Source organism: Streptomyces nidicola, from assembly GCF_050106155.1.
GTDB lineage: Bacteria > Actinomycetota > Actinomycetes > Streptomycetales > Streptomycetaceae > Streptomyces.
Genome location: NZ_JBNBPI010000001.1, coordinates 7714681 through 7739300, shown reverse-complemented (window position 1 = coordinate 7739300; position 24620 = coordinate 7714681). Strand labels below are relative to the sequence as shown.

Below are 24620 nucleotides of genomic sequence, written 5' to 3'. Positions count from 1 at the left end.
TAGTAGAAACGTGAACGATATCGGGGTACGAGACGCCGCCTCCGCCGATGGTCCGCGCCGGGTCGACGTCGTCGTCATCGGCGCCGGCCAGGCAGGGCTTTCGGCCGCCTATCATCTGCGCCGCGTGGGCTTCGAGCCCGAGCGGGACTTCGTCGTCCTCGACCACGCGCCCCGTCCGGGCGGCGCCTGGCAGTTCCGGTGGCCCTCGCTCACCTACGGCAAGGTGCACGGCATGCACGCGCTGCCCGGCATGGAGCTGACCGGCGCCGACCCCGCGCGACCGTCATCGGAGGTCATCTCCGGGTACTTCACCTCGTACGAGGAAGCCTTCGATCTGCGCGTACGGCGCCCGGTCGACGTGCGGTCGGTGCGCGAAGCAAGCGAGGGGCGCGAGGGGCGCGAAGCGGAGGACGGCCGGCTGCTCGTCGAGACCTCGGACGGGGTGTGGTCGGCGCGCGCCCTGATCAATGCGACGGGCACCTGGGACCGGCCGTTCTGGCCGCGCTACCCGGGGCAGGAGACGTTCCGCGGGCGGCAGTTGCACACCGCGCAGTACCAGGGACCCGAGGAGTTCGCAGGTCAGCGCGTCGTGGTGGTGGGCGGCGGGGCCTCCGGGACGCAGCACCTGATGGAGATCGCGCCGGGCGCCGCCTCGACGACCTGGGTGACCCGCCGGCCGCCCGTCTTCCGGGAGGGCCCCTTCGGCGAGGAGGCGGGGCGGGCCGCCGTGGCCATGGTCGAGGAGCGGGTACGTCAGGGGCTCGCGCCGCTGAGTGTGGTGTCGGTGACCGGGCTTCCCGTGAACGACGCGATCCGTGCGGCCCGCGCGAACGGCGTCCTCGACCGGCACCCCATGTTCGACCGGATCACGCCGACCGGCGTGGCCTGGGACGACGGGCACGAGGTGGCGGCCGATGTGATCCTCTGGGCCACCGGGTTCCGTGCCTCCATCGAGCATCTGGCGCCGCTGAAGCTGCGGGAAGCGGGTGGCGGGATCCGGATGGAGGGCACGCACGCGGCCCTCGATCCCCGCGTCCACCTGGTCGGCTACGGCCCTTCGGCGAGCACGATCGGTGCGAACCGCGCGGGGCGGTCCGCGGTCCGGGACATTCAGCGGCTGCTGGGACGGCGGACGCCGGTCGCGGTGTGAGGCGACGCGGGTCGGCGCCCCTGCCTGCCGTTCAAGCGCCCGGGCCCATGGCACTCCGGCCCCCAAGCCCCCGGGGCACCCCGGCCTCCGGCACCCCGAAGGGCCTCGTCAACCGTCCTTCCTGGCCTTCGCCTGGTTCTCGTTGAACTCCGCCACGTTCTTCTCCTGCACGCCCAGGTCGGCGGTGAAGCGCGTGTCCCCCGGCTTGACCGTCACGAAGTACAGCCAGTCCCCCGACGCCGGTCTGGTCGCCGCCTCCATCGCCTGCTCCCCCGGATTGCCGATCGGGGTGGGCGGCAGCCCCTTGCGCGCGTAGGTGTTGTACGGGTTGTTGATCTTCGTGTCGTCGTGGGTGGTGTCCAACGTGGAGCGGCCGAGCGCGTAGTTGATGGTGGAGTCCATCTGCAACGGCATGCCGTGATCGAGCCGGTTGTATATGACGCGGGCGACCCTGCCCATGTCCTCCTTGTTGTCCGCCTCGGCCTGCACGATGCTGGCGATGATGACGCGCTGGTACGGGTTGACGGCGGTGCGCTCGGCGCCCGCGGCCGTGCCGCTACGGCTACCGCTGCCACTGCTGCTGCCGCCGAACCTCTTGTTCGCCGTGTCGACCATGTACGAAAGGACCGACTGCGGAGTCGACTTGTCGTTCAAGGGATACGTCGCCGGGAACAGGTACCCCTCGGCGTTGCCACCCGCGTCGCCCGGAAGCTTGAGGTGCGCCTTGGGTGCGGCCTTCTTCGTGGTGCCGGCCGGGACGTCGAGCGCCTTGTCGACGGCCTCGTACACCTGGCCAGAGCGCCAGCCCTCGGGGATGGTCAGCACCCGGTCCGACTCGTCCCCGCCCACCAGGGCCAGTGGCACCGCGACGGCGGCTGCCGCCACGACGGCCCCGGTCACCGTCATGGCGACGCGTCCTCGGCGCGTGAGTCGCGTCGTGTTCCGTCGCGGAGTCTCGGTCTGCATGCCGGAACGGTAACGCGTGCGTCAGAACATCCCTGACATACCTCTGCCCTCCTTGACTCCCTCACGGACTCTCTCCCCGCTGTTCGCGCCGATGTCATGGCGGCCCGGGCACAACACCCGTCACGCCGCCGCTGCCACGCGCGCGTCCTGCCGCACGAGCGCCGCGTAGCGGCCCTCCCGACCGAGCAGTTCCTCGTGCGTGCCGCGCTCGGCTATTCGCCCGGAGTCCAGGACCACGATCTGCTCGGCGCCGCGGACCGTGGAGAGGCGGTGCGCGATCGTGAGCGTCGTGCGGTTGGCCGAGAGGGCGTCGATGGCTTCCTGTACGGCGTGCTCGGTGCGGGTGTCGAGCGCGCTGGTCGCCTCGTCGAGGATGAGCACCGGCGGGTCCCGCAGAATCGTGCGGGCGATGGCCAGGCGCTGCTTCTCGCCTCCGGAGAAGCGGTGGCCGCGCTCGCCGACCACGGTGTCGTAGCCGTCCGGCAGGGCGGCGATGTGCTCGTGGATCTGCGCCGCTCGGGCCGCCGCGTACAGCTCCTCGTCGGTAGCGTCGGGCTTGGCGAACCGCAGGTTCTCGGCCACCGAGGCGTGGAACAGGTACGTCTCCTGGGAGACCACGCCGATCGCGCGCGCGAGGGTGTCGAAGTCCAGGTCGCGAACGTCGACCCCGTCGAGCGTGACGCGGCCTCCCGTGACGTCGTAGAGCCGCGGCACCAGATAGCTGAGCGTGGACTTGCCGGAGCCGGTGGGGCCGACCACGGCGAGGCTGCCGCCCGCGGGGACGGTGAGGTCGATGCCGTCGAGGATCGCGCTCTGCCGCTCGTCGGTAGCATCGTCGGTGGCGTAGCGGAACTCGACGTTCTCGAAGCGGACCTCGCCCTTGACGGTGTCGAGGTGGACCGCGTCCTCACGCTCGGTGATGTCGACCGGCAGGTCCAGGTATTCGAAGATGCGCTGGAACAGGGCGAGCGAGGTCTGGATCTGGACGCCGGTCTGCAGCAGGCTCACGGTCGGCCGGAAGAGGCCCTGCTGCAACGAGACGAACGCGACGAGCGTGCCGATGGAGACGGTGGGGCCGCCGAAGTGCAGGGCGATGCCGGCCGCCCAGTAGATGATGGCGGGCATGGCGGCCATGACGATGCTGATGACGGCCATCCGCCAGCGCCCCGCCATGTTCGACCTGACCTCCAGGCCGACCAGTTCGTCCGACTCGTCGGCGAAGGACTTGGTGAGGGAGTCGGCGCGGCCCATGGTGCGGCCGAGCAGGATGCCGCTGACGGAGAGCGACTCGGTGACCGTGGCGGCCATCGCGGCCATCTGCTTCTGGCGCTGTGTGGCGATCTTCTTGCGCTCGCGGCCGACCCGGCGGCTGATCCACACGAAGATCGGCAGCAGGAGCAGGGAGACGATCGTCAGGCGCCAGTCGAGGGCGATCATCGCGATGACCGTGGCGACGACACTCGTCAGGTTCGAGACGAGGGAGGTCGCGGTGGAGGTCACGGTCGCCTGCATGCCGCCGATGTCGTTGGCGATGCGGGACTGGACCTCGCCGGTGCGGGTCTTGGTGAAGAAGGCGAGGGACATGCTCTGCAGCCGGCCGTAGACGGCGGTGCGCAGATCGTGCATGACGCGCTGGCCGACGGTCGTCGAGATCAGCGTCTGCAGGACGCCGAAGACGCTCGTCACGACGGCGCTGACGATCATTCCGAGGGCGAGCAGGCTGAGCAGCCCGGTGCGGCCCTGCGGGATGGCGACGTCGAGGATCTCCTTGAGCAGGAACGGCGTCGCGACCGTGACCAGCGAGGCGGCGGCGACGAGCAGCCCGACGAGGGCGAGTCGGCCGCGGTAGGGGCGGAAGAGGGACAGGATGCGGCGGATCTGCCGCGGCTGCCCCGATGCGTTGGCATCGGGGGGCGGCGTCCAGCGGATTTCGTCGCGGGGCATGGGCCTCCTAGGCGTAGAGGGAACTCGGCACGCGCCACTCATCGGGTACGGACGGGGCAGCGGTCGAGCTCGACTCGAGGAGCATAATGCATTGTTACCTCTATTCACAATGCACAAGGTCCTGCTACTGTTCCCGGCATGAAGACACCGGACGCCGACGGTTTCCTCGCCGAGCAGCTGCTGCGGCTGACCCGCCGCCTCCAGCGGATACAGCGCCGCCAGCTGGAGCCGGTCGGGATCACCCCCGCGCAGTCCCGGCTGCTGCGCACGCTGGTGCACTACGAGACGCCGCCGCGCATGGCCGATCTGGCCGAGCGCCTCGAGGTGGTTCCGCGCGCCGTGACGACGACGGTGGACGGCCTGGAGGCGGCCGATCTGGTGCGCCGTGCGCCGGATCCCACGAACCGCCGGGTGATCCGCATCGAGCTCACCGACAAGGGCCGGGCCGCTCTGCGGGAGCTGCGCAGCGCGCGCCGCGCGGCGGCAGAGGAGATCCTGGCACCGTTGGACAAAGAGCAGCGCGCGCAGCTGACGGTCTTGCTGAACGCACTGTTCGAGCCCCCGCGCACACCGGAGTGCTGACCGCGCCGGAACTGGCAGTGCCGGAGTCCGGAGTACTGGCAGTGCCGGAGTACTGACAGCGATCGAGGAGAGGCCATGCCGCTGCTGGAGCCGAAGCCGGAAGCCCTGCGTCCCGGAGCCCGTCCGTCCGGCCCCGCTCCCGACCGGGTCGCGGACCGGCAGGCCGGTGGCACGCCCGAGCCCTTGCGCTCGGAGCTGACGCGGCTGCTCGGCGCGGACAAGGTGCTCACCAAGATCTCGGACCTGGTGCGCTACGCGTCGGACGCCAGCCCGTACCGCTTCGTGCCGCAGGTCGTGGTGGTCGCCGAGGACATCGACGACGTGTCGGCGGTGCTCTCCTACGCCCACGGCAAGGGCCGCGAGGTCGTCTTCCGCGCGGCGGGCACGTCGCTGAACGGGCAGGCGCAGGGCGAGGACATCCTCGTCGACGTCCGTAAGTTCTGGGCGGGCATCGAGGTGCTCGGCGACGGTTCGCGCGCGCGGATCGGCCCCGGCACCACGATCGTGCGGGCGAACGCCACGCTCGCGCGGCACGGGCGCGTGCTCGGCCCCGACCCGGCGAGCGCGATCGCCTGCACGGTGGGCGGCGTGGTGGCGAACAACGCGTCGGGGATGACGGCGGGCACGACCCGGAACTCGTACCGGATGGTCTCCTCCCTCACCTTCGTGCTCCCGTCCGGCACGGTCGTCGACACGGGCGACCCGCGCGCGGACGAGGACCTGGCGCACGCCGAACCGGCGCTCTGCGAGGCCCTGTTGGCGATCAAGCGGGAGATCGAGGAGGACGCCGAGCTCTCCCGCAGGATCCGCGCCAAGCACGAGATCAAGAACACGAACGGCTACCGGCTGGACGCCTTCCTGGACGGCGAGACCCCGGTGCAGATCATGCGCGGCCTGATGGTGGGTTCGGAGGGCACCTTCGGCTTCATCTCCGAAGTCGTCTTCGACACCCTGCCGTTGGACCGGAAGGTGTCGACGGCGCTGCTGTTCTTCTCCTCCCTGCCGGCGGCCGCGGCGGCGGTGCCGGTGTTCAACGAGGCGGGCGCCCTGGCCGTGGAGCTGATGGACGGCAATACGCTGCGCGCCTCGGTCAGCGTGCAAGGCGTGCCGCAGGACTGGGCCGAGCTGCCCAAGGAGACGACGGCGCTGCTCGTGGAGTTCCGCGCCCCGGACGAGAAGACCCAGGCCGCCTACGAGAAGGCGGCCGCGAAGGCCCTCGAAGGTCTTGAACTCGTCGCGCCCGTCGCCTCGGTGACCAATGAGTTCACGCGGGACGCGAAGACCATCGCGGGCTACTGGAAGGCGCGCAAGGCGTTCGTGACGGCGGTCGGCGGCTCGCGTCCTTCGGGCACGACGCTCATCACGGAGGACTTCGCGGTGCCGCCCTCGCGGCTCGCGGAGGCGTGCGAGGCGCTGCTCGAACTACAGACGCGGCACGGCTTCGACGCGGCAGTGGCGGGCCACGCGGCGCACGGCAATCTGCACTTCCTGCTGGCGTTCGACGCGGCGAAGGCGGAGGACGTGGAGCGGTACGCGGCGTTCATGGACGAGTTCTGCCGCCTCACGGTCGACCGGTTCGACGGCTCCCTGAAGGCGGAGCACGCGACGGGCCGCAACATCGCACCGTTCCTCGAGCTCGAATGGGGCGCCAGGGCCACGGAGTTGATGTGGCGCACCAAGCAGGTCATCGACCCGGACGGAGTGCTCGCGCCGCGCATCGTGCTGGACCGCGATCCGAAGGCCCATCTGCGGGGCCTCAAGACGATCCCCAAGGTGGAGCTGATCGCCGACCCGTGCATCGAGTGCGGCTTCTGCGAACCCACGTGCCCCAGCGAGGACTTGACGACCACGCCGCGCCAGCGGATCGTGCTGCGCCGCGAGATGATGCGCCAGCCGTCCGGTTCACCGGTGGAGGACGAGCTGATCGACGCCTACGGGTACGACGCCGTGGACACCTGCGCCGGTGACTCCACCTGCAAGTTGGCCTGCCCGGTCGGCATCGACACGGGGGCGTTCATGAAGGGCTTCCGGCACGCCCGTCACTCGCCGCGCGAGGAGCGGACGGCCGCGCTCGTCGCGAAGAACTTCAAGGCGGTGGAGGCCTCGGCCCGGCTCGCCGTGGCGGCGGCCGACAAGATCGGCGACCGCCTCCTGACCGCCGTAACGGGCGCCGCGCGCAAGGCGGTTCGGCCGGACCTGGTGCCGGAATGGCTGCCGGAGGTACCTGCCGCGGCGGCCCGGAAGCTACCGCGTACCGCGCGCGTGGGAGCCACGGCCGTCTACTACCCGGCGTGCGTGAACCGCATCTTCGGCACCCCCGGCGACGTATCGCTGCCTCAGGCCGTTGTCGCGGTCTCCGCGCGCGCGGGCAAGCCGGTGTGGATCCCGAACGATGTGGCCGGAACGTGCTGCGCCACTATCTGGCACTCCAAGGGCTACGACGAGGGCAACACGGTGATGGCGAACCGGATCGTCGAGGCGGCCTGGGCCTGGACCGGTGGCGGCAGGCTTCCCCTCGTGGTGGACGCCTCCTCGTGCACGCTGGGCATCGCGCACGAGGTGGTGCCGTATCTCACCGACGACAACCGGGAGTTGCACGCGGAGCTGACCATCGTGGACTCCCTCGTCTGGGCCGCCGAGGAGCTGCTGCCGCGGCTCACCATCGAGCGCACGATCGGCTCGGCCGTGCTGCACCCGACATGCTCCATGGAACACCTGGGCGACGTGGGCCAGTTGAGAGCCGTGGCCGAGGCCTGCGCCGACGAGGTGGTGCTGCCGGACGACGCGGGCTGCTGCGGCTTCGCGGGTGACCGCGGCATGCTCCACAAGGAGCTGACCGAGTCCGCCACGGCGAAGGAGGCCGCGGAGGTCACGTCCCGCGCGTACGACGCCCATCTGTCGGCGAACCGGATGTGCGAGGTCGGCATGGACCATGCGACGGGCCGCTCGTACTACTCCGTACTGGTCGAGCTGGAGCGGGCGACGCGACGCGGCACGGCCCGCGCGTGAGGGCTCGTCACCTGAGTCCAAAAACCCGATGACATAAGTCCAACCACCCGTCCGATTCGACCTCTTGCGCCCCTGCTCCCACTCCCAGCAGGGTGGCTTGCGCTTGCCACGGCACCGCACCCACCCTGTTGGAGGTCCGATGCACGACAACGAGCGCAGCCCCCTCGACTCTCCCGAACCCGATGGCCGGTCCCGTCGCGAGGTGCTGCGCACCGCGGGCGCCGCCGGCGCCGGACTCGGGTTCGTCGCGCTGGGTTCGAGCTCGCCGGCACAGGCCGCGGCTTCCGAGGCCAGTGGCTCCGGGGCGGCCGAGGCCGGCACTGCGGCGGCACCGGCCCGGCAGGGCGACACGATGATCGGCGTACCGTTCGAGCGGCGCTCCACGGTCCGGGTCGGCATCGTCGGCCTGGGCAACCGCGGCGGCAGCATGATCGACCTCTTCCTCGCGATGCAGGGCGTCCAGGTCGTCGCCCTGTGCGACCCGGTCAAGGAGAAGACCGCCAAGGCGGCGGCGAAGGTGACGGCGGCGGGCCAGCCCGCGCCTGCCGGCTACGTCAAGGGCGACCACGACTTCGAGAACCTGTGCAAGCGAGGCGACATCGACTTCGTGTACGTGGCGACGCCCTGGGACTGGCACTTCGAGATGGCGAAGACGGCGATGCTGAACGGCAAGCACGTCGGCGTCGAGTGTCCCATCGCGCTCCAGCTGGACCAGCTGTGGGAGCTGGTGAACCTCTCCGAGCGCACCCGAAGACACTGTATGCAGCTGGAGAACTGCTGCTACGGACGCAATGAGATGCGCGTCCTGCGGATGGCCCACGCGGGCAAGTTCGGCGAGCTGCTGCACGGCGCCGGCGCCTACAACCACGACCTGCGCGGGCTCATGTTCGACCCGGACTACTACGAGGGCCCGTGGCGCCGGCTGTGGCACACGCGGCTGCGCGGCGACCTGTACCCGAACCACGGCTTCGGCCCCGTCGCGAACTACATGGACGTCAACCGCGGCGATCGCGTCACCCACATCTCCAGCTTCGGCACACCGTCCCTGGGGCTCGCCGAGTACCGCGCGGCCAACATGCCCAAGGGCGACCCGAGTTGGAAGGAGTCGTACATCGAGTCGGACCGCACGATCAGCCTGGTCCAGACGGCGAAGGGCCGGGTGATCCGTCTCGAGCACGACGTCAGCACCCCGCACCCGTACTCGCGGATCAATCAACTCGGCGGTACGAAGGGCGTGTTCGAGGACTACCCCGAGCGGATCTACATCGAGCCCGACCACACCGACGACGCCTGGGGCGACTTCGCGAAGTACGCCGACTGGGACCACTGGCTGTGGAAGGAGCACGCGAACCCGCCGGGCGGGCACGGCGGCATGGACTACATCATGGTGTTCCGCCTGATGCAGACGATGCGCCTCGGCCTCGTCCCGGACTTCGACGTGTACGACGCCGCCACCTGGACCTCGCCGGTGCCGCTGAGCCACCTGTCGATCAAGGCGAAGGGCGCGCCGCAGCAGATCCCCGACTTCACGCGCGGCGGCTGGCGCAAGGCGCGCGGCGGCGTCAACTCGGAGAAGCCGAGCGAGACCTGACGGACTTGAGCACGGGGCGCGGGCCCGCGCGGCTCACGCCTTGAGCTCGGCCTTGTCGCCCATCACGACCACCGGGTGCTGCTTCGGGTCGAGCGTCTTGAGCAGGTACTCCATGTCGCCCTTCGACTGGCTCACGCACGCCGAGGTGCCGCTGCCGTGGTCCATGTGCAGCCAGATGCTGCCGCCCTTGGACTGGCCCTGCGGCCGGGTCGGGTCGTTGGGCGAGGTGCCCTTGGCGCGGTTGTAGTCGATGGCGATGACGTAGTCGAAGTCGTGCCAGTGCGACTTCGACCAATAGTGCGGGGCCTGGAACGACGCGGACTGCGTGTACGGCAGCTTCGCGCCCGGGTCGGCCAGGACCCCGCCGGCGTCGCTGAGCGTGAAGACACCGACGGGGCTGCGGTTGTCGCCCTCGTGGTGGCTCGTCGTCCAGCCCTTCTTGCCGTTGTGCCCGGACCAGCCACGCTGCTTCTTCCAGGTGTCGCCGGACTTGGTGTAGAGGGCAATGGTGGAGCCCGCCGCGTCCTTGCCGTCTCCGTACACGGCGACGACCTGCCGGGCGTTCGCCGGGATCTGCTTCTGGTACCGGTCACCCACCCCCGGGATGCGCTTGAGATCCGCCGCGCGCGCCTCGGCGCCCTGGGACTCGCCGCCCGAGGAGTTCGCCCCCGTCGTGGCCTTCTTCCCGCTGTCGCCGCCGTCGGCGCCGCAGGCGGCCACCGTCGTCAGCAGGACACCGCACGCCGCCATCGCGACGCCCGCCCTGATCACACCCGCACTCCGCATGCGTTCCATGGTCGCACCACAGGTCAAAAACCGCGGACCCGACTCCGATCACGACGGTCGATCCGGTCCGATTCTTTGCCCGGCGCCGGAAAACCGTTTGCCTCGGCTCGCCGCGGGGCGCGAACCTTTCACGGTTTGCTGCCTTTGAGTCCGCTTCTTCGATCCACCCCGCTTCGAGCCCTGGGACGTCATGCAGATCTCCGACCTTCCGTATCCAGACCCTGGTACGCCAGACGCACGCTCGGGCCCCCGGTTCCTGCTCTGGCTCGGCCGGAACCAGCTCGGTGGGCAGACCAAGTCCCTTGGCTGGGGCCTGATCCACTTCGTCTCCGTCGCCGGCCTCGCGTACGGCGTCGGCTACGCGGTGCAGGCGGTCGTCGACCGCTCCGGCGCCGGTCTCGCCAAGGCCGGCGCGCTGATCGTGCTGCTCGGCATCGGCGTCGCGGTCGGCGACACGATGCTGCACCGCACCTCCGTCACGAACTGGATCACGGCCGCCGCCCGCGTCCAGCAGCTGCTGGCCCGCAAGACCGCGACACTCGGCGCCGCCCTCACCCGGCGGGTCGCCGCGGGCGAGGTCGTCGCGGTGTCCACCGGTGACGTGGAGAAGATCGGCTGGTTCGTCGAGGCGCTCTCCCGCTTCACCGCCGCCGCGCTCACCATCGTCATCGCCGCCGTGGGCCTCCTGATCTACCAGCCCGCGCTCGGTGTCGTCGTCGCGCTCGGCATGCCGGTCCTGGCGCTCGCCGTGCTGCCCCTGCTCCCCCGCGCCACCCGGCGGGCGGACCACCAGCGGGAGAAGGCGGGCCATGCCACCGAACTGGCCTCGGACACCGTCGCGGGCCTGCGCGTGCTGCGCGGCATCGGCGGTGAGGAACTGTTCCTCGACCGCTACCGCCGCGCCTCGCAGGACGTGCGCCGGGCCGCCGTGCGCAGCGCGCGCATGTGGGCGCTGATCTCGGCGATCCAGGTCCTCCTTCCCGGTCTGCTGACGATCGTGCTCGTCTGGTACGGCGTCGCCCTCGCGCGCGAGGGCCGGATCACCGTAGGTGAACTGGTCACCGTCTACAGCGGGGTGATGCTCCTCAACTACCCGCTGCGCCACTTCGAAGAGATCGCCATGGCCTACTCGTTCTCCCGGCCGTCCGCGCAGCGGGCGTCCAGGGTGCTGGCGCTGGAGCGCGTCACCGAACCGGAGGGCGGGCTGCGCGACGCCAAGGCGCCGACCGGCGACCTGTACGACCCGGCGACCGGCGTGCTCGCGGCCGCGGGGCGGCTCACCGCCGTGGTCTGCGGCGACCCGGACCTGGCGGGGCGTCTCGCCGATCGGCTCGGCGGACACCCCGCTTCCGCCACCGACGACGACGCGGGCGAGGCGCGCGAGGCGGCACCGTCCGTCCTGCTCGACGGCGTACCGCTCGACGAACTGCCGCTGGATGTCGCGCGGACGGCCGTGCTCGTCCAGGACAAGGACCCGGTGCTGCTCTCCGGCACCCTCGCCGAGCTCCTCGACGTACCGGCCTCCGGAGGCGTCGCACCCGAGGACGCGCTGGCCGCGGCCCAGTGCTCCGACGTGCTGGACGCTCTCACCCAGGGCTCCTTGGACGAGGACCCGATGAACGCCCGCATCACCGAACGCGGCCGGTCGCTCTCCGGCGGCCAGCGCCAGCGCCTCGCGCTGGCCCGCTCGCTGGTCACCGACCCGGAGACGCTGGTGCTCGACGAGCCGACGTCCGCCGTCGACTCGCACACCGAGGTCCGGATCGCCCAGGGCGTGCGCGCGCTGCGGCGCGGCCGCACGACCGTGGTGCTGACCTCGTCACCGCTGGTCCTCGACCGCGCCGACCGCGTGGTGTTCGTCCACGAGGGCGTGGTCGCCGCTGTCGGCGAGCACCGCGAACTGGTGCGCACCGAGCCCCGGTACCGCGCGGTCGTCACCCGCGAGACCGACGAGGAGAAGTCCTCCCCCGACGCCGGGTCGCGGCCCGGCGAGGACGGCACGGACACCGGAGCCGGCACCGGGATCGGGACTGGCTCCGGCTCCGGCTCCGGTATCAGCACCGATATCGAGATCGACATCGAGGAGACGGCATGATCGGCGTAGCGCCCCCGGCCTACGACCCGGCGGCCCCCACCACGGCGCACACCCTGCCGGTCGGCGCCCCTGCCACGGTCCGCGCCTATGTGCGCGAGCTGTACCAGCGCCACCGGCGCGAGTTCCTCCTGCTCATCGGCGTGAACACGGTCGCCGTCATCGCCTCGATGGCCGGCCCGTACCTGCTGGGTGGACTCATCCAGGACGTCTCCGAGAACCCGGGCGGCGTCGACTCCCTCGAAGGTCCCCAACTGGCCCGCACCATCGGCCTGTTCGCGCTCGCCCTGGTGGTCCAGGCCGTGTTCATCCGGCAGGTCCGGCTGCGCGGGGCGATGCTCGGCGAGCGGATGCTGGCGGACCTGCGGGAGGACTTCCTGGTGCGGTCCGTGGGCCTGCCGCCGGGTGTCCTGGAGCGGGCGGGCACGGGCGACCTGCTGTCCCGGATCACCACGGACATCGACCGGCTCGCGAACGCGATGCGGGAGGCCGTGCCCCAGCTGTCCATCGGTGTCGTGTGGGCGGCGCTGCTCATCGGCGGGCTCGCGGTGACCGCGCCGCCGCTGGCGCCCGCGCTGCTCATCGCGGTGCCCGTGCTGGTGCTCGGCTGCCGCTGGTACTTCAAGCGGGCGCCGTCCGCGTACCGCTCGGAGGCCGCCGGGTACGCGGCCGTCGCCGCCGCGCTCGCCGAGACCGTGGACGCCGGGCGCACCATCGAGGCGCACCGGCTCGGCGACCGCCGCATCGACCTGTCGGAGCGGCGCATCAAGGAGTGGACCGCCTGGGAGCGGTACACCCTCTATCTGCGCTCCGTGCTCTTCCCGGTGATCAATACCGTGCATGTCCTCGTGCTGCTGTCGGTGCTGGTGGTCGGCGGTGTCTTCGTCCTCCAGGGCTGGATCGGCGTGGGTCAGCTGACCACGAGTGCGCTCATCGCCCAGATGCTGGTGGATCCGATCGGGCTGATCCTGCGCTGGTACGACGAGCTTCAGGTCGCCCAGGTGTCGCTGGCTCGGCTCGTCGGTGTGCGGGACATCGAGCCGGACGCGGGCGACGCCTCCGTGCGGCCCGACGGCCGTGATGTCCAGGCCGACGCGGTGCACTTCGGCTACCGCGAGGGCGTCGACGTGCTGCGCAAGGTGTCCCTGGAGGTCGCGCCCGGCACGCGGCTCGCCCTGGTCGGCCCCTCGGGCGCGGGCAAGTCGACGCTCGGGCGGCTGCTCGCCGGGATCTACGCGCCGCGCACCGGCCAGGTCACGCTGGGCGGCGCGGAACTCTCCCGGATGCAGGCCGAGCGGGTCCGCTCCCATGTGGCCCTGGTCAACCAGGAGCACCACGTCTTCGTGGGTTCCCTGCGGGACAACCTCCGCCTGGCCCGCACCGGGGCAGAGGACGCGGAGCTGTGGGCCGCCCTCGGCGCGGTCGACGCCGAGGGGTGGGCCGGTGGCCTCGCCGACGGCCTCGACACGGAGGTCGGCTCGGGCGGGGTGGCCCTCACCCCGGCGCAGGCGCAGCAGATCGCACTGGCCCGGCTGGTCCTGGCCGACCCGCACACGCTGGTCCTCGACGAGGCGACCTCGCTGCTCGACCCGCGCGCGGCCCGCAACCTGGAGCGCTCGCTGGGCCGGGTGCTGGACGGCCGCACGGTCGTGGCCATCGCGCACCGGCTGCACACGGCGCATGACGCGGACGTGATCGCCGTGGTCGAGGACGGCCGGATCCGCGAACTCGGCAGCCACGACGACCTGGTCGCTGCCGACGGCGCGTACGCGGCGCTGTGGCGGTCCTGGCACGGGTGACGTGCCGGCGGCGCCGGTCGGGAGCCCTTCTTCGGTACGGCTCCCGACCGGCGTCGTTCCCATAGGCATATCGACCGGGGCGACCTGGCGGACCCTGTGGGCCTGATGGGCCTGATGGACCGCACCGGTCGGGTCCGGGCGTCCGCCGATCTGGGCGGCCGACGACCGCCCGGTGCGGGGACGGCCCTCGGTCAGATGAAGTTCAGTGCGGCCGCGCAGCCCACGCCGCCTGCCAGCATGAACACCGGCATGAGCACCTTCAGCTCGATCCAGCTGCCGGCCCGAAACCGCATCGGCTTCGGCGGCCCGAGCGGGTACCAGCGCTTGCGGCCGATCGGGATGGGCCACAGGATCGGGCAGCCCGAGACGGTGAGCGCGTCCCCGATGTCGTGCACCAGCGCGCCGAGCACGATCGGCAGGCCCAGCCACAGGTACTCCTGACCGGGGTCCGTGAACAGCCAGTCCGAGCCGTTGCCGGGCTGGTCCAGGATGCCCGCGAGGATCCACGCGCTGGTCGCCGCGAGCAGCCATACGAGGAGGTCGCTGCTGTGACCGCGGGCCGCCCGCCACAGCAGGCCCTCGATGGCGAGCACCATGTGCACGAAGAGGATCCCGAGGACGGCCCAGCGGCCGCCGAAGATCGCCAGGGCCGAGGCGCCCGCCCCTATGAGGACCGCCCAGACCCACGTGTGGGTGAGCGTGCGGTGACCGCCCGAGCGCCGGGGGTCGCCCTGCATCCGGGTCCCCTTGTAGACGGCGTACGAGAGTTTGTCGACGATCTCGCAAAGGCCCCGGGAGATCGGGCCGAAGGCGCCCGAGATGGTCGCCGACTTGTGGTCGAGGTCCGGGGCGAGCGCGGCGCCCGCGCAGATCAGCGCTCCGACGAGGAGGACCGGCCACGGCATCGGGTACCCGGCCGCCGTTGTCGCCGCCCCCACCCCCAGCCAGGCCGCCGCTCCTGACAGCGAGTGTGCCGGTCCCATCATGGCTGTGTTCCGCCCCTGTTTCTGTTGTGCCGGCCGCGCGCGATGTACCGACATGTCGCTTGTTGCTGCGCCGAGTTGCCCCGTGAGGGCCGCGCGCGTGCTGACGCCCCGTCGGCGACCCAGCGTAGCCTTCGTGATCTTCGCTCCGACATCCGATTGCCGGATCGAGCCGGAAGGCAGGCAAGATGGTGCTGTGACCCTTATCGATCAGCTCCCGAAGACCGCCGACCCGGACGCCCTCTACGACGCCTTCGAGTCGTGGTCCGAGGAGCGTGGGCTCACCCTCTATCCCCACCAGGAGGAGGCGCTGATCGAGGTGGTGTCGGGCGCGAACGTGATCGTTTCGACGCCCACCGGGTCCGGCAAGTCCATGATCGCCGCCGGTGCGCACTTCGCGGCGCTGGCCCGGGACGAGGTCACCTTCTACACGGCGCCGATCAAGGCGCTGGTCTCCGAGAAGTTCTTCGAGCTGTGCAAGCTCTTCGGCACGGAGAACGTCGGCATGCTGACCGGCGACGCCTCCGTGAACTCGGACGCGCCCGTCATCTGCTGCACCGCCGAGGTCCTCGCCTCCATCGCGCTGCGCGACGGCGCGCAGGCCGACATCGGCCAGGTCGTGATGGACGAGTTCCACTTCTACGCGGAGGGGGACCGCGGCTGGGCCTGGCAGATTCCGCTGCTCGAGCTGCCGCAGGCGCAGTTCATCCTGATGTCGGCGACGCTCGGCGACGTCTCCATGTTCGAGAAGGACCTCACGCGCCGCACCGGCAGGACCACGTCGGTGGTCCGCTCGGCCACGCGCCCCGTACCGCTCTCGTACGAGTACCGGCTCACGCCGCTCACGGAGACGCTGACGGAGCTCCTGGAGACGAAGCAGGCGCCCGTCTACATCGTGCACTTCACGCAGGCGCAGGCCGTCGAGCGCGCGCAGGCGCTGATGAGCATCAACATGTGCACGCGCGCGGAGAAGGACCAGATCGCCGAGCTGATCGGCAACTTCCGGTTCACCACCAAGTTCGGCCGCAACCTTTCCCGTTACGTACGCCATGGCATCGGTGTGCACCACGCCGGCATGCTGCCGAAGTACCGCCGCCTGGTGGAAAAGCTCGCCCAGGCCGGCCTGTTGAAGGTCATCTGCGGCACCGACACCCTCGGCGTCGGCGTCAACGTGCCCATCCGCACGGTGCTGTTCACCGCCCTCACCAAGTACGACGGCACGCGCGTGCGCACGCTGCGCGCGCGGGAGTTCCACCAGATCGCGGGCCGCGCGGGTCGCGCCGGGTTCGACACGGCGGGCTTCGTCGTGGCGCAGGCGCCCGAGCACGTCATCGAGAACGAGAAGGCGCTCAACAAGGCCGGCGACGACCCCAAGAAGCGCCGCAAGGTGGTCCGCAAGAAGGCCCCGGAGGGCTTCGTCGCCTGGACGGAGAACACCTTCGAGAAGCTGATCGGCTCCGACCCGGAGCCGCTCACCTCGCGCTTCCGTGTCACGCACACGATGCTCCTGTCGGTCATCGCCCGCCCGGGCAACGCCTTCGACGCGATGCGGCACCTCCTCGAGGACAACCACGAGCCGCGCAAGGCGCAGCTGCGGCACATCCGCCGGGCCATCGCGATCTACCGCTCGCTCCTGGACGGCGGCATCGTCGAGAAGCTGGACACGCCGGATCCGACCGGCCGCATCGTGCGCCTGACCGTCGACCTGCAGCAGGACTTCGCGCTCAACCAGCCGCTGTCGACGTTCGCCCTCGCCGCGTTCGACCTGCTCGACCAGGAGTCGCCCTCGTACGCCCTCGACATGGTCTCCGTCGTGGAGTCCACGCTCGACGACCCGCGGCAGATCCTGCACGCCCAGCAGAACAAGGCGCGCGGCGAGGCCGTCGGCCAGATGAAGGCGGACGGGGTCGAGTACGAGGACCGGATGGAGCGCCTCCAGGACATCTCGTACCCGAAGCCCTTGGAGGAGCTGCTCTTCCACGCCTACGACACGTACCGGCAGAGCCACCCGTGGGTCGGCGACCACCCGCTGTCCCCGAAGTCCGTGATCCGCGACATGTACGAACGCGCCATGTCCTTCACGGAGTTCGTGTCCTACTACGAGCTCGCCCGCACCGAGGGCATCGTCCTGCGCTACCTGGCGAGCGCGTACAAGACGCTCGACCACACGGTGCCCGACGACCTGAAGTCGGAGGACCTGGAGGATCTGATCGCCTGGCTCGGCGAGATGGTGCGCCAGGTCGACTCCAGCCTCCTGGACGAGTGGGAGCAGCTCGCCAACCCGGGTGAGATGACCGCCGAGGAGGCCCAGGAGAAGGCCGACCAGGTCAAGCCGGTCACGACGAACGCGCGCGCCTTCCGGGTCCTCGTCCGCAACGCCATGTTCCGCCGCGTCGAACTCGCGGCGCTCGACAACGTCGAGGAACTCGGCGAGATGGACGGCGACTCGGGCTGGGACGCGGACGCCTGGGGCGACGCGATGGACAAGTACTGGGACGAGTACGAGGACCTCGGTACCGGCCCCGACGCGCGCGGCCCCAAGCTGCTCATGATCGAGGAGGATCCGGAGCACGGGCTGTGGAAGGTGCGCCAGACCTTCCAGGACCCGAACGGCGACCACGACTGGGGCATCAGCGCCGAGGTCGACCTCGCGGCCTCCGACGAAGAGGGCCGCGCCGTCGTTCGGGTCACGGACGTCGGTCAGTTGTAGATCCGAGGACGGCCGGACGGTAGATTCCGGCCGCTCCCCCGCGCCGGAGCGGTCCGGCCCCACACACGAGAAAGAACCACCCATGACGAATCCTGCGGAGAAGCTCGTCGACCTGCTCGACCTGGAGCAGATCGAGGTCAACATCTTCCGCGGACTCAGCCCGGACGAGTCCCTCCAGCGCGTCTTCGGCGGGCAGGTCGCGGGCCAGGCCCTGGTGGCGGCGGGACGCACCACCGAGGGCGACCGCCCCGTGCACTCGCTGCACGCGTACTTCATTCGCCCCGGCCGCCCCGGCGTGCCGATCGTGTACCAGGTCGAGCGGATGCGCGATGGGCGCTCGTTCACCACGCGGCGCGTCACCGCCGTGCAGCAGGGCCGCACGATCTTCAATCTCACCGCCTCCTTCCACAAGCCCGAAGAGGGTGCCTTCGAGCACCAGTTGCCGCCGGCCCGGCAGGTGCCGGACCCGGATTCGCTGCCGACGATCGCCGACGAGGTGCGGGGCCATCTGGGCGCGCTGCCCGACGCCCTGGAGCGGATGGCCCGCCGGCAGCCCTTCGACATCCGCTACGTCGACCGGCTGCGCTGGTCGCCCGAGGACATCGAGGCGGCCGAGCCGCGCAGCGCGGTGTGGATGCGTGCCGTGGGCCCCCTCGGCGACGATCCGCTCGTGCACACGTGCGCGCTCACCTACGCGAGCGATATGACGCTGCTCGACGCCGTGCGGCTGCCGGTCGAGCCGCTGTGGGGGCCGCGCGGCTTCGATATGGCCTCGCTCGACCACGCCATGTGGTTCCACCGTCCTTTCCGTGCCGATGAGTGGTTCCTGTACGACCAAGAGTCGCCGATCGCGACGGGCGGCCGTGGCCTTGCCCGTGGCCGCATCTACGACACGGAGGGGCGCCTGCTCGTCTCCGTGGTCCAAGAGGGGCTGTTCCGCAAGCTCGAGGGCTGACCGGGCGCGCGGCCGGTGGTCGGCGCAGGGCGACCGAACTGGCGGGGGGCCGCGCGGCGGTTCAGGCTCCTCTTCCGACGAGGCGGGCCCACAGGCTCCGCGGCCGCACCTCCACAGGCTCGGCGACGGGCTCCGGAGGGGCCTGCGGCAGTGCCGCCACGGGCTCCAGGTGCCCGGCGGGCCGTGGTGCGGGGAGCCGCCTTCGGGCCTCCTCCAGGTTGAGCAGCAGGGTTCCGCGCAGCCAGCTGATCTCGTCCGGGTCGTCGGCGGTCAGAATGCGCTGGACGATCGCGGCGTTGGGCGACTCCGGTGCTCCGTACCAGAACTCGTCGGGCCGCAGTCGCTGCAGATGGGCGCGCTCGTAGGGGCTCACGACGAGTTCCGCGAGCTGCGTCGGGTCCAGGAGCGTGGCGACCGCCGCCGCCCGGTCCCACGGCCCGTCGGCCTGCCCGAGCAAGTACCCGGCGTGCCTGGCCCGCCAGTTCTTCGGCCGCAGGTCCGCGCCGTCCCGCAGCCTGGCGCGCACCCGGTCGGGCGCCCGCCCCGTCAGGAGCGGCCCGTTGATCTCTGCCGCCGCGAACTCCCGTAGTTCCTGGGCGAGATACAGCCACACCACCGTGCGGTACCGGTTGACGTAGAACTTCGCGGGCGTCAGCATTCCGGCGCGAGCCAGCCTGGTGAAGCGGGACGACGGGATGTCCAGGAGTCCGGCGCCCTCCGCCGTGCCCACGACCTTGACCTGATCGAGGAGCGTGTCCGGGAACCCCTCGGCCTCACGGATGCGGACGATCTCCTCACGCGGGACACGGCGTCGGCCGCCGCCCGGCGCCGGAACGGTACGGATGCGGCCCAGCCGGACGGCGAGGTCGAACTCGCCGCGTTTCAGCCCCAGTTCCCGCGCCGCGCTGCTCTGAGGCCTGGTCATGATGTCGCCTTGCACGATGGTTCTCCCCCGTCTGCGAATCAGACGCGGTCACTCTCCGTGACCACTTGTGAGAACCGTAGCTCGGATCGACCAGACCCGTGCGAGCCTGTGGATAACCCTTCCGACCTCTGTATCGCCGCAGCTCAGAGGTCTGCGAGCGGGCCTCGCTCCGGATTGCGCGTGTCGACCGTGAGATGTTCGCCGACGCGGTGCACCAGCAGCGTCATCTCGTACGCGACCTGCCCGATGTCGGCCTCGGCCGCGCTGAGCACGCACAGGCAGCTGCCCTCGCCCGCCGCGGTGACGAACAGCACCGCGTCGTCGAACTCGACCATGGTCTGGCGCACTCCGCCGGTGCCGAAGTATCTTCCGGATCCCTTGGCGAGGCTGTGCAGTCCGGACGAGACCGCGGCGAGATGCTCGGCGTCCTCGCGGCGCAGGCCTGTGCTCGCCCCTGCCACCAGGCCGTCGTTGGACAGGACCAGAGCGTGCCGCACGTGTTCGACGCGCTGCGTCAGGTCGTCCAGCAGCCAACCGAGTCCTTCGTACTGCTGCCCCATGATCCCCTGTCCCCGCTTCCCTGTGGCTCCCCGTCCCCGGAGGGGATCCGCTCCCCTGGCCGGAGGATTCACTCGCAAGCCTTCCCCACGGTGGGCATCCGGGCAAGGAGGATGGGCGCATGGCACACAAGATGACCGATGAGGAATGGAAGGCCTTCGTCTCCGAGGGCACTCACACCGCCAAGTTGTCCACCGTGCGGGCCGACGGCAGCCCGCACATCGCGCCCGTCTGGTTCGTTGTCGACGGCGACGACATCCTGTTCAACACCGGCAAGGACACGGTCAAGGGACGCAACCTGGCCCGGGACGGTCGGGTCGCCCTCTGCATCGACGACGAGCGGCCCCCGTTCTCGTTCGTGTCGATCCAGGGCCGCGCCGAGCTCAGCGAGGACCCGGACGAGTTGCTGGATTCGGCCACCAGGATCGGCGGCCGGTACATGGGCGCGGACCGCGCCGAGGAGTTCGGCCGGCGCAATGCGGTGCCGGGTGAACTCGTCGTCCGCGTACGGGTCGAGAAGGTCGTGGCGCTGGGCGACATGACCGGCTGAACCGGCCGGTCACCCGCGTCAGCCCACGGAGTCGAGCAGCCGGGCGGAGTGCATGCGCCCGGCGTACTCGACCAGTCTGATCAGCACCTCCTTCCCCGAGTCGCGGTCGCGCGCGTCGCACAGCACCACGGGTGTCCCGCGGTCGAGGTCCAGGGCACGGGCCACTTCGTGCGCTCCGAAGGCCCTGCTGTCCGCGAAACAGTTCACCGCCACGACGAACGGAATGTGCCGGTGCTCGAAGTAGTCCACGGCGGGGAAGCAGTCCTCGAGCCGCCGGGTGTCCGCGAGGACGACCGCGCCGAGCGAGCCCTGCGAGAGCTCGTCCCACAGGAACCAGAAGCGGTCTTGGCCCGGCGTGCCGAACAGGTAGAGCGACAGACCGGACCTGATGGTGATGCGGCCGAAGTCCATGGCGACGGTCGTGGTCGTCTTGCGTTCGACCGCCCCGGTGTCGTCCACGTGCTGGCCCGCTTCGCTCAGGCGTTCCTCGGTGCGCAGCGGCCTGATCTCACTGACCGCGCCGACCAGAGTGGTCTTGCCCACCCCGAATCCGCCCGCGACCAGAATCTTCAGGGCCAGTGCCGTGGTGGGGCCGTCGGCCGTGGTGTCAGAGTGCTCTGAGTCCATCGATGACTTCTCTCAGGATCTTCTCGTCAGGTAGCTGGGCGGGCGGCACCGGCCTGCTGACCTTCACGCAGGCCAGTTCGAGCAGGTCGCCGAGGAGCACACGGACCACGCCCACGGGTACGTCGGTGCCCGCGGCCAGTTCGGCGACCGTCTGGGTCTCCGTGCGGCACAGTTCGATGATCGACCGGTGCTCGGGGCCGAGGGCGGTGTCGTCGTGGGCGCCGGGTGCCGCGGTGTCGAGGGACACCAGGGCGATCAGGTCGAAGTGCGCTCCCTGGGGCCCCGGCGCGGTCCGTCCACCGGTCATCGCGTAGGGGCGGACCAGGGGCCCGGCCTCTTGGTCGAACCACTGGCTGCCGGGGTCGTTGTCGTTCATGTCGTCGACCGTGCCCGTCAGCCCGCGGCGGGCGGCTGCCCGGCGGCTCTCGGGGCCGTGTAGAGGTGTTCGCCGACCCTCCTGACCAGGCGTGCCATCTCGTAGGCGACGAGCCCGATATCGGCGGTTCCGGTGCTCAGGACAGCGAGGCAGGAACCGTCGCCCGCGGCCGCCACGAAGAGGAAACCTTCATCCATCTCGACCATGGTCTGCCGCACCCCGCCCGTGCCGAAGTGCCGCCCGGTGCCCTTGGCGAGGCTGTTGAAGCCGGAGGCGACGGCCGAGAGGTGTTCGGCGTCCTCCCTGCGCAGGCCGCTGGAGGAGCCGACGGCGAGCCCGTCGTTGGAGAGGATCACGGCATGCCGCAGTTCGGGCACTCGCAGCACCAAGTCATCAAGGAGCCAGTCGAGTTCGCCGGCACCGTGGGCCGTCCCCGTGGTGCTCGGTTCCTTGATCATGCGGGATCTCCTTCATGGGTGTCGGGGCCGGGCGGTCGGCCACCGCCTCTGGCCCAGCCGTCCCGGAAGGAGGCCATCCGGGCCCGGACCTGTTCGGGGGTGCGCTCGTCCGGTGCGGGTACGCGCGCGGGGGACGTCGGTTCGGCCGGCCGCTCACGCAGTTGAGGCGCGAGGCTGGCCTGGCGTACGCGGCGCGGGAGGCCGTCGGGGGGTGGGTCCGTGTCGTCCGCGGGCTGCTCGGGGAGCGCGGGCTCCGGTGAGGTGCGCAGGCGCAGCGCGGTGACCCCCGGTGGGTGCCGGGGGCTCTCGGGCTCCGTCGAGGGCGCGAGCGCCGGGCGGGGCGCCGGTGCGGGGACGGGGTGGCTGTCGTTCATCGGCCCCGCTTCGGGCTCGGGCACGCGCGCGTAGCGGCGCTCTTCCTGGGACGGTCGGTGCGCTTCATGGGCGCTCGGCCCGATCTCTCCGTCCTTGTGCAGCAAGGGAGTGGGCAAAAGGACGACGGCGGTGGTGCCTCCGTACGGGGACGTACGCAGGTGCACCTTGATGTCGTGGCGTTTGGCGAGCCTGCTGACCACGAAGAGGCCGAGCTGGTCGCTGTCGAACAGGTCGAGGGCCTCCGAGTGCCCGATGCGCTGGTTGGCCTCTTCGAGGCTCTCCTTGCCCATGCCGAGGCCGCGGTCCTCGATCTCGATCGCGTACCCGTTGCCGACGGGCTCACCGCTGATGCGCACCTTGGTGTGCGGAGGCGAGAACTGCGCGGCGTTCTCGACGAGTTCGGCCACGAGGTGGGTGAGGTCGGCGACGGCGGCACCGGAGACCTGGGCGGCGGAGAGGTGGCGCACCTCCACGCGCGCGTAGTCCTCGATCTCGGAGACCGCGGCCCGCACGACGTTCGTCAGCGGGACGGGCTGTCGCCAGGCGCGGCCCGGCGCGGCTCCGGAGAGGATGATCAGGCTCTCCGCGTGGCGGCGCATCCGTGTGGTGAGGTGGTCGAGCCGGAACAGGTCGCTGAGTTCGCTCGGGTCGTCGGCGCGGCGCTCCATGCCGTCCAGGAGGCCGAGTTGACGGTGGACGAGGACCTGGCTGCGGCGGGCGAGGTTGACGAACACCCCGGAGATGCCGCTGGCGAGTTCGGCGCGCTCCACGGCGGCGTACAGGGCCGCGCGGTGCACCGTGGTGAGCGCCTCGGACACCTGGCCGGTCTCGTCCTCCGCGGGCGGGCCCTCGGGGGCTTCGGCCGCCACGTCGATCTCCTCGCCGGCCCGCAACCTGCGCATGGTGTCGGGCAGTTTGCGGCGGGCGATCTCCAACGCGGTGTTGCGCAGGCTGACCAGTTCGACGACGAGGCCGCGGCCGATGCGCACGGAGATCACCAGCGAGGCCGTCACGGCGAAGAGGCCGAGCAGGACGGCCCCTCCGGCCGGGGTGAGCAGTCCGCGGGTGAGCGGGTCCGCGCGCACCGCGGCGCCGCGTGCGGCGTCCGTCTCGATGGCGCGCATGCGGTCCTGCACGGTCGCGTACGCCGTGTTCCAGGCGTCGGCGGACGCGGCGGCGAGCGCCTTCCCGCCCGGTTCGGCGATGAGGGTGCGGTCCTCGACGGCGCGTACGTCTCCGTAGGCGCGGCTCGCCGCGAGGCGCTTCCAGGCGGCGCGTTCGGGCCCGCGCAGGTCGCTCGCGGCCGTGCCGATCAGGTTGCCGCGGGTCCCCACCGCCCCGGTGAACAGCCGCAGCCGCTCGCCGTCCAGGGAACCGGCCAGTCGGGCGCCGACGAGCACCGCGTTCTCCCGGGCGAGCATCTCGCCGGAGCGGCCGAACTCCAGGAGCACGCGCGCGTCGGAGCCGAGTTCGGAGTCCTGGATGCCGGTGAGCGAACCGCTGACCGCGAAGGCGCTGTCGACGGTCCTGGTGTACTGCCCGTACGCGTCGTCCCAGCCGGTGCGCCGCTCCTGCACGGCCTTGCGCACACTTCGTAGGTGCTCGACGCCGCCGACGAACGACTCCAGCCGGCCGGTCACCGCGCGCGGGAGGTCGGCTCCGTCCGCGACCGTGCCGTCGTTGCCGATGCGCAAGGAGGAGACGGCGCGGTCGGTGGTGGCGGCGCGGCGTGTGAGGGTGTCGCCGCGGGCGGCGGTGGGTTCGGTGGCGTAGGCGACAGCTGCGGTGCGTTCGGCCTGCAGGGCGGCGACGGCCGCGCCCACGGGGGTGCGCACCGTCTCGTCGACGCGCTGCAACTGCCGTAGTCGCGCGACGTCCTGGGCGGTGCTCACGGTGGCGAAGGCCCACAGGGCGAGCAGCGAGACGACGGGCACCATCAGGAGGCAGATGATTTTCGCCCGGACCGTACGCGGACGCAGGTGCATGGCTCCCCCGCGCGCGGGGGACGCGCCGCGGGGCTCCGGCTCCACGAGGACGTCTTCGTCGGCGGGCAGCCCGGCGTGCGCACGCCGACCGCGCGCGGGGGCCGAAGTCTCGTGCACAGGGCCGGAGCTGGGGGTTCTGCGGGGCGGGCGCATGGCCTCCTCGATCGGGGTCGGGGCACCTTTCGCGCTCCTGGTGCCG

19 protein-coding genes are annotated in these 24620 nt (G+C 71.1%); 9 read left to right on the top strand and 10 right to left on the bottom strand.

The features are described from left to right. Positions 1 to 10 precede the first annotated feature (10 nt). Entirely contained in the window at positions 11 to 1150 is a 1140-nt protein-coding gene (locus ACOKM3_RS34985) for an NAD(P)-binding domain-containing protein (protein ID WP_426905234.1), read from the top strand. 108 nt (positions 1151 to 1258) lie between these two features. Here the strand turns inward: ACOKM3_RS34985 and mltG are convergent, their stop codons facing one another. Both mltG and ACOKM3_RS34975 read right to left on the bottom strand, forming a co-directional pair. Further along, positions 1259 to 2116, bottom strand: a complete 858-nt coding sequence (mltG, locus tag ACOKM3_RS34980) for an endolytic transglycosylase MltG (RefSeq protein ID WP_426905233.1) — start codon at positions 2114 to 2116, stop codon at positions 1259 to 1261. Positions 2117 to 2236: 120 nt separating this feature from the next. Beyond that, on the bottom strand, positions 2237 to 4060 hold the full coding sequence (locus ACOKM3_RS34975; RefSeq protein ID WP_426905232.1) for an ABC transporter ATP-binding protein: 1824 nt from the start codon (positions 4058 to 4060) through the stop codon (positions 2237 to 2239). A 138-nt stretch (positions 4061 to 4198) separates the two neighbouring features. On the opposite strand from ACOKM3_RS34975, the gene ACOKM3_RS34970 reads away from it, so the two are divergent. From ACOKM3_RS34970 to ACOKM3_RS34960, 3 genes are all read left to right on the top strand, one after another. Further along, positions 4199 to 4642: a MarR family winged helix-turn-helix transcriptional regulator gene (locus tag ACOKM3_RS34970; RefSeq protein ID WP_327664558.1), complete on the top strand. Its 444-nt coding sequence runs from the start codon at positions 4199 to 4201 to the stop codon at positions 4640 to 4642. 75 nt (positions 4643 to 4717) lie between these two features. Next, positions 4718 to 7651: an FAD-binding and (Fe-S)-binding domain-containing protein gene (locus ACOKM3_RS34965; protein WP_426905231.1), complete on the top strand. Its 2934-nt coding sequence runs from the start codon at positions 4718 to 4720 to the stop codon at positions 7649 to 7651. 139 nt (positions 7652 to 7790) lie between these two features. Further along, the gene (locus ACOKM3_RS34960; protein ID WP_426905230.1) at positions 7791 to 9242 is read left to right on the top strand and encodes a Gfo/Idh/MocA family protein; all 1452 of its coding nucleotides are present in this window, start codon (positions 7791 to 7793) and stop codon (positions 9240 to 9242) included. A gap of 33 nt (positions 9243 to 9275) precedes the next feature. On the opposite strand, the gene ACOKM3_RS34955 is transcribed toward ACOKM3_RS34960, so the two are convergent. Beyond that, on the bottom strand, positions 9276 to 10028 hold the full coding sequence (locus tag ACOKM3_RS34955; RefSeq protein ID WP_426905229.1) for a L,D-transpeptidase family protein: 753 nt from the start codon (positions 10026 to 10028) through the stop codon (positions 9276 to 9278). 190 nt (positions 10029 to 10218) lie between these two features. Between ACOKM3_RS34955 and ACOKM3_RS34950 the strand changes: the two genes are divergently transcribed. Both ACOKM3_RS34950 and ACOKM3_RS34945 read left to right on the top strand, forming a co-directional pair. Continuing rightward, complete coding sequence (locus tag ACOKM3_RS34950; RefSeq protein ID WP_426905228.1) at positions 10219 to 12123, top strand: ABC transporter transmembrane domain-containing protein; 1905 nt, start codon at positions 10219 to 10221, stop codon at positions 12121 to 12123. Continuing rightward, complete coding sequence (locus ACOKM3_RS34945; protein ID WP_426905227.1) at positions 12120 to 13919, top strand: ABC transporter ATP-binding protein; 1800 nt, start codon at positions 12120 to 12122, stop codon at positions 13917 to 13919. Before ACOKM3_RS34950 ends, ACOKM3_RS34945 begins: the two co-directional genes overlap by 4 nt. A 191-nt stretch (positions 13920 to 14110) precedes the next feature. Here the strand turns inward: ACOKM3_RS34945 and ACOKM3_RS34940 are convergent, their stop codons facing one another. Further along, entirely contained in the window at positions 14111 to 14905 is a 795-nt protein-coding gene (locus tag ACOKM3_RS34940) for a metal-dependent hydrolase (RefSeq protein WP_426905226.1), read from the bottom strand. Between the two features lie 52 nt (positions 14906 to 14957). On the opposite strand from ACOKM3_RS34940, the gene ACOKM3_RS34935 reads away from it, so the two are divergent. Both ACOKM3_RS34935 and ACOKM3_RS34930 read left to right on the top strand, forming a co-directional pair. Continuing rightward, positions 14958 to 17612, top strand: coding sequence for a DEAD/DEAH box helicase (locus ACOKM3_RS34935; protein WP_426905225.1), 2655 nt, complete (start codon positions 14958 to 14960; stop codon positions 17610 to 17612). Positions 17613 to 17694: 82 nt separating this feature from the next. Beyond that, positions 17695 to 18567, top strand: coding sequence for an acyl-CoA thioesterase (locus ACOKM3_RS34930; protein ID WP_422405858.1), 873 nt, complete (start codon positions 17695 to 17697; stop codon positions 18565 to 18567). 61 nt (positions 18568 to 18628) lie between these two features. Here ACOKM3_RS34930 and ACOKM3_RS34925 read toward each other — a convergent pair whose 3' ends face one another. Together ACOKM3_RS34925 and ACOKM3_RS34920 are read right to left on the bottom strand one after the other, a co-directional pair. Next, positions 18629 to 19492 (bottom strand): DUF6397 family protein, encoded by an 864-nt coding sequence (locus tag ACOKM3_RS34925; protein WP_426905224.1) that lies wholly within the window; start codon positions 19490 to 19492, stop codon positions 18629 to 18631. Between the two features lie 143 nt (positions 19493 to 19635). Further along, positions 19636 to 20052: a roadblock/LC7 domain-containing protein gene (locus ACOKM3_RS34920; protein WP_426905223.1), complete on the bottom strand. Its 417-nt coding sequence runs from the start codon at positions 20050 to 20052 to the stop codon at positions 19636 to 19638. A 119-nt stretch (positions 20053 to 20171) separates the two neighbouring features. On the opposite strand from ACOKM3_RS34920, the gene ACOKM3_RS34915 reads away from it, so the two are divergent. Then, positions 20172 to 20600, top strand: a complete 429-nt coding sequence (locus tag ACOKM3_RS34915; protein ID WP_426905222.1) for a PPOX class F420-dependent oxidoreductase — start codon at positions 20172 to 20174, stop codon at positions 20598 to 20600. Between the two features lie 18 nt (positions 20601 to 20618). Here ACOKM3_RS34915 and ACOKM3_RS34910 read toward each other — a convergent pair whose 3' ends face one another. The 4 genes from ACOKM3_RS34910 to ACOKM3_RS34895 are packed head-to-tail and all read right to left on the bottom strand — an operon-like array spanning position 20619 to position 24574. Beyond that, complete coding sequence (locus tag ACOKM3_RS34910; RefSeq protein ID WP_426905221.1) at positions 20619 to 21227, bottom strand: GTP-binding protein; 609 nt, start codon at positions 21225 to 21227, stop codon at positions 20619 to 20621. After that, positions 21208 to 21603 carry a DUF742 domain-containing protein gene (locus ACOKM3_RS34905; protein ID WP_426905220.1) on the bottom strand — a complete coding sequence of 132 codons (396 nt, stop codon included), beginning with the start codon at positions 21601 to 21603 and terminating at the stop codon, positions 21208 to 21210. Before ACOKM3_RS34905 ends, ACOKM3_RS34910 begins: the two co-directional genes overlap by 20 nt. A 17-nt stretch (positions 21604 to 21620) precedes the next feature. Beyond that, positions 21621 to 22061 (bottom strand): roadblock/LC7 domain-containing protein, encoded by a 441-nt coding sequence (locus tag ACOKM3_RS34900; RefSeq protein ID WP_266722368.1) that lies wholly within the window; start codon positions 22059 to 22061, stop codon positions 21621 to 21623. Next, positions 22058 to 24574: a sensor histidine kinase gene (locus tag ACOKM3_RS34895; protein WP_426905219.1), complete on the bottom strand. Its 2517-nt coding sequence runs from the start codon at positions 24572 to 24574 to the stop codon at positions 22058 to 22060. Before ACOKM3_RS34895 ends, ACOKM3_RS34900 begins: the two co-directional genes overlap by 4 nt. Positions 24575 to 24620 lie beyond the last annotated feature (46 nt).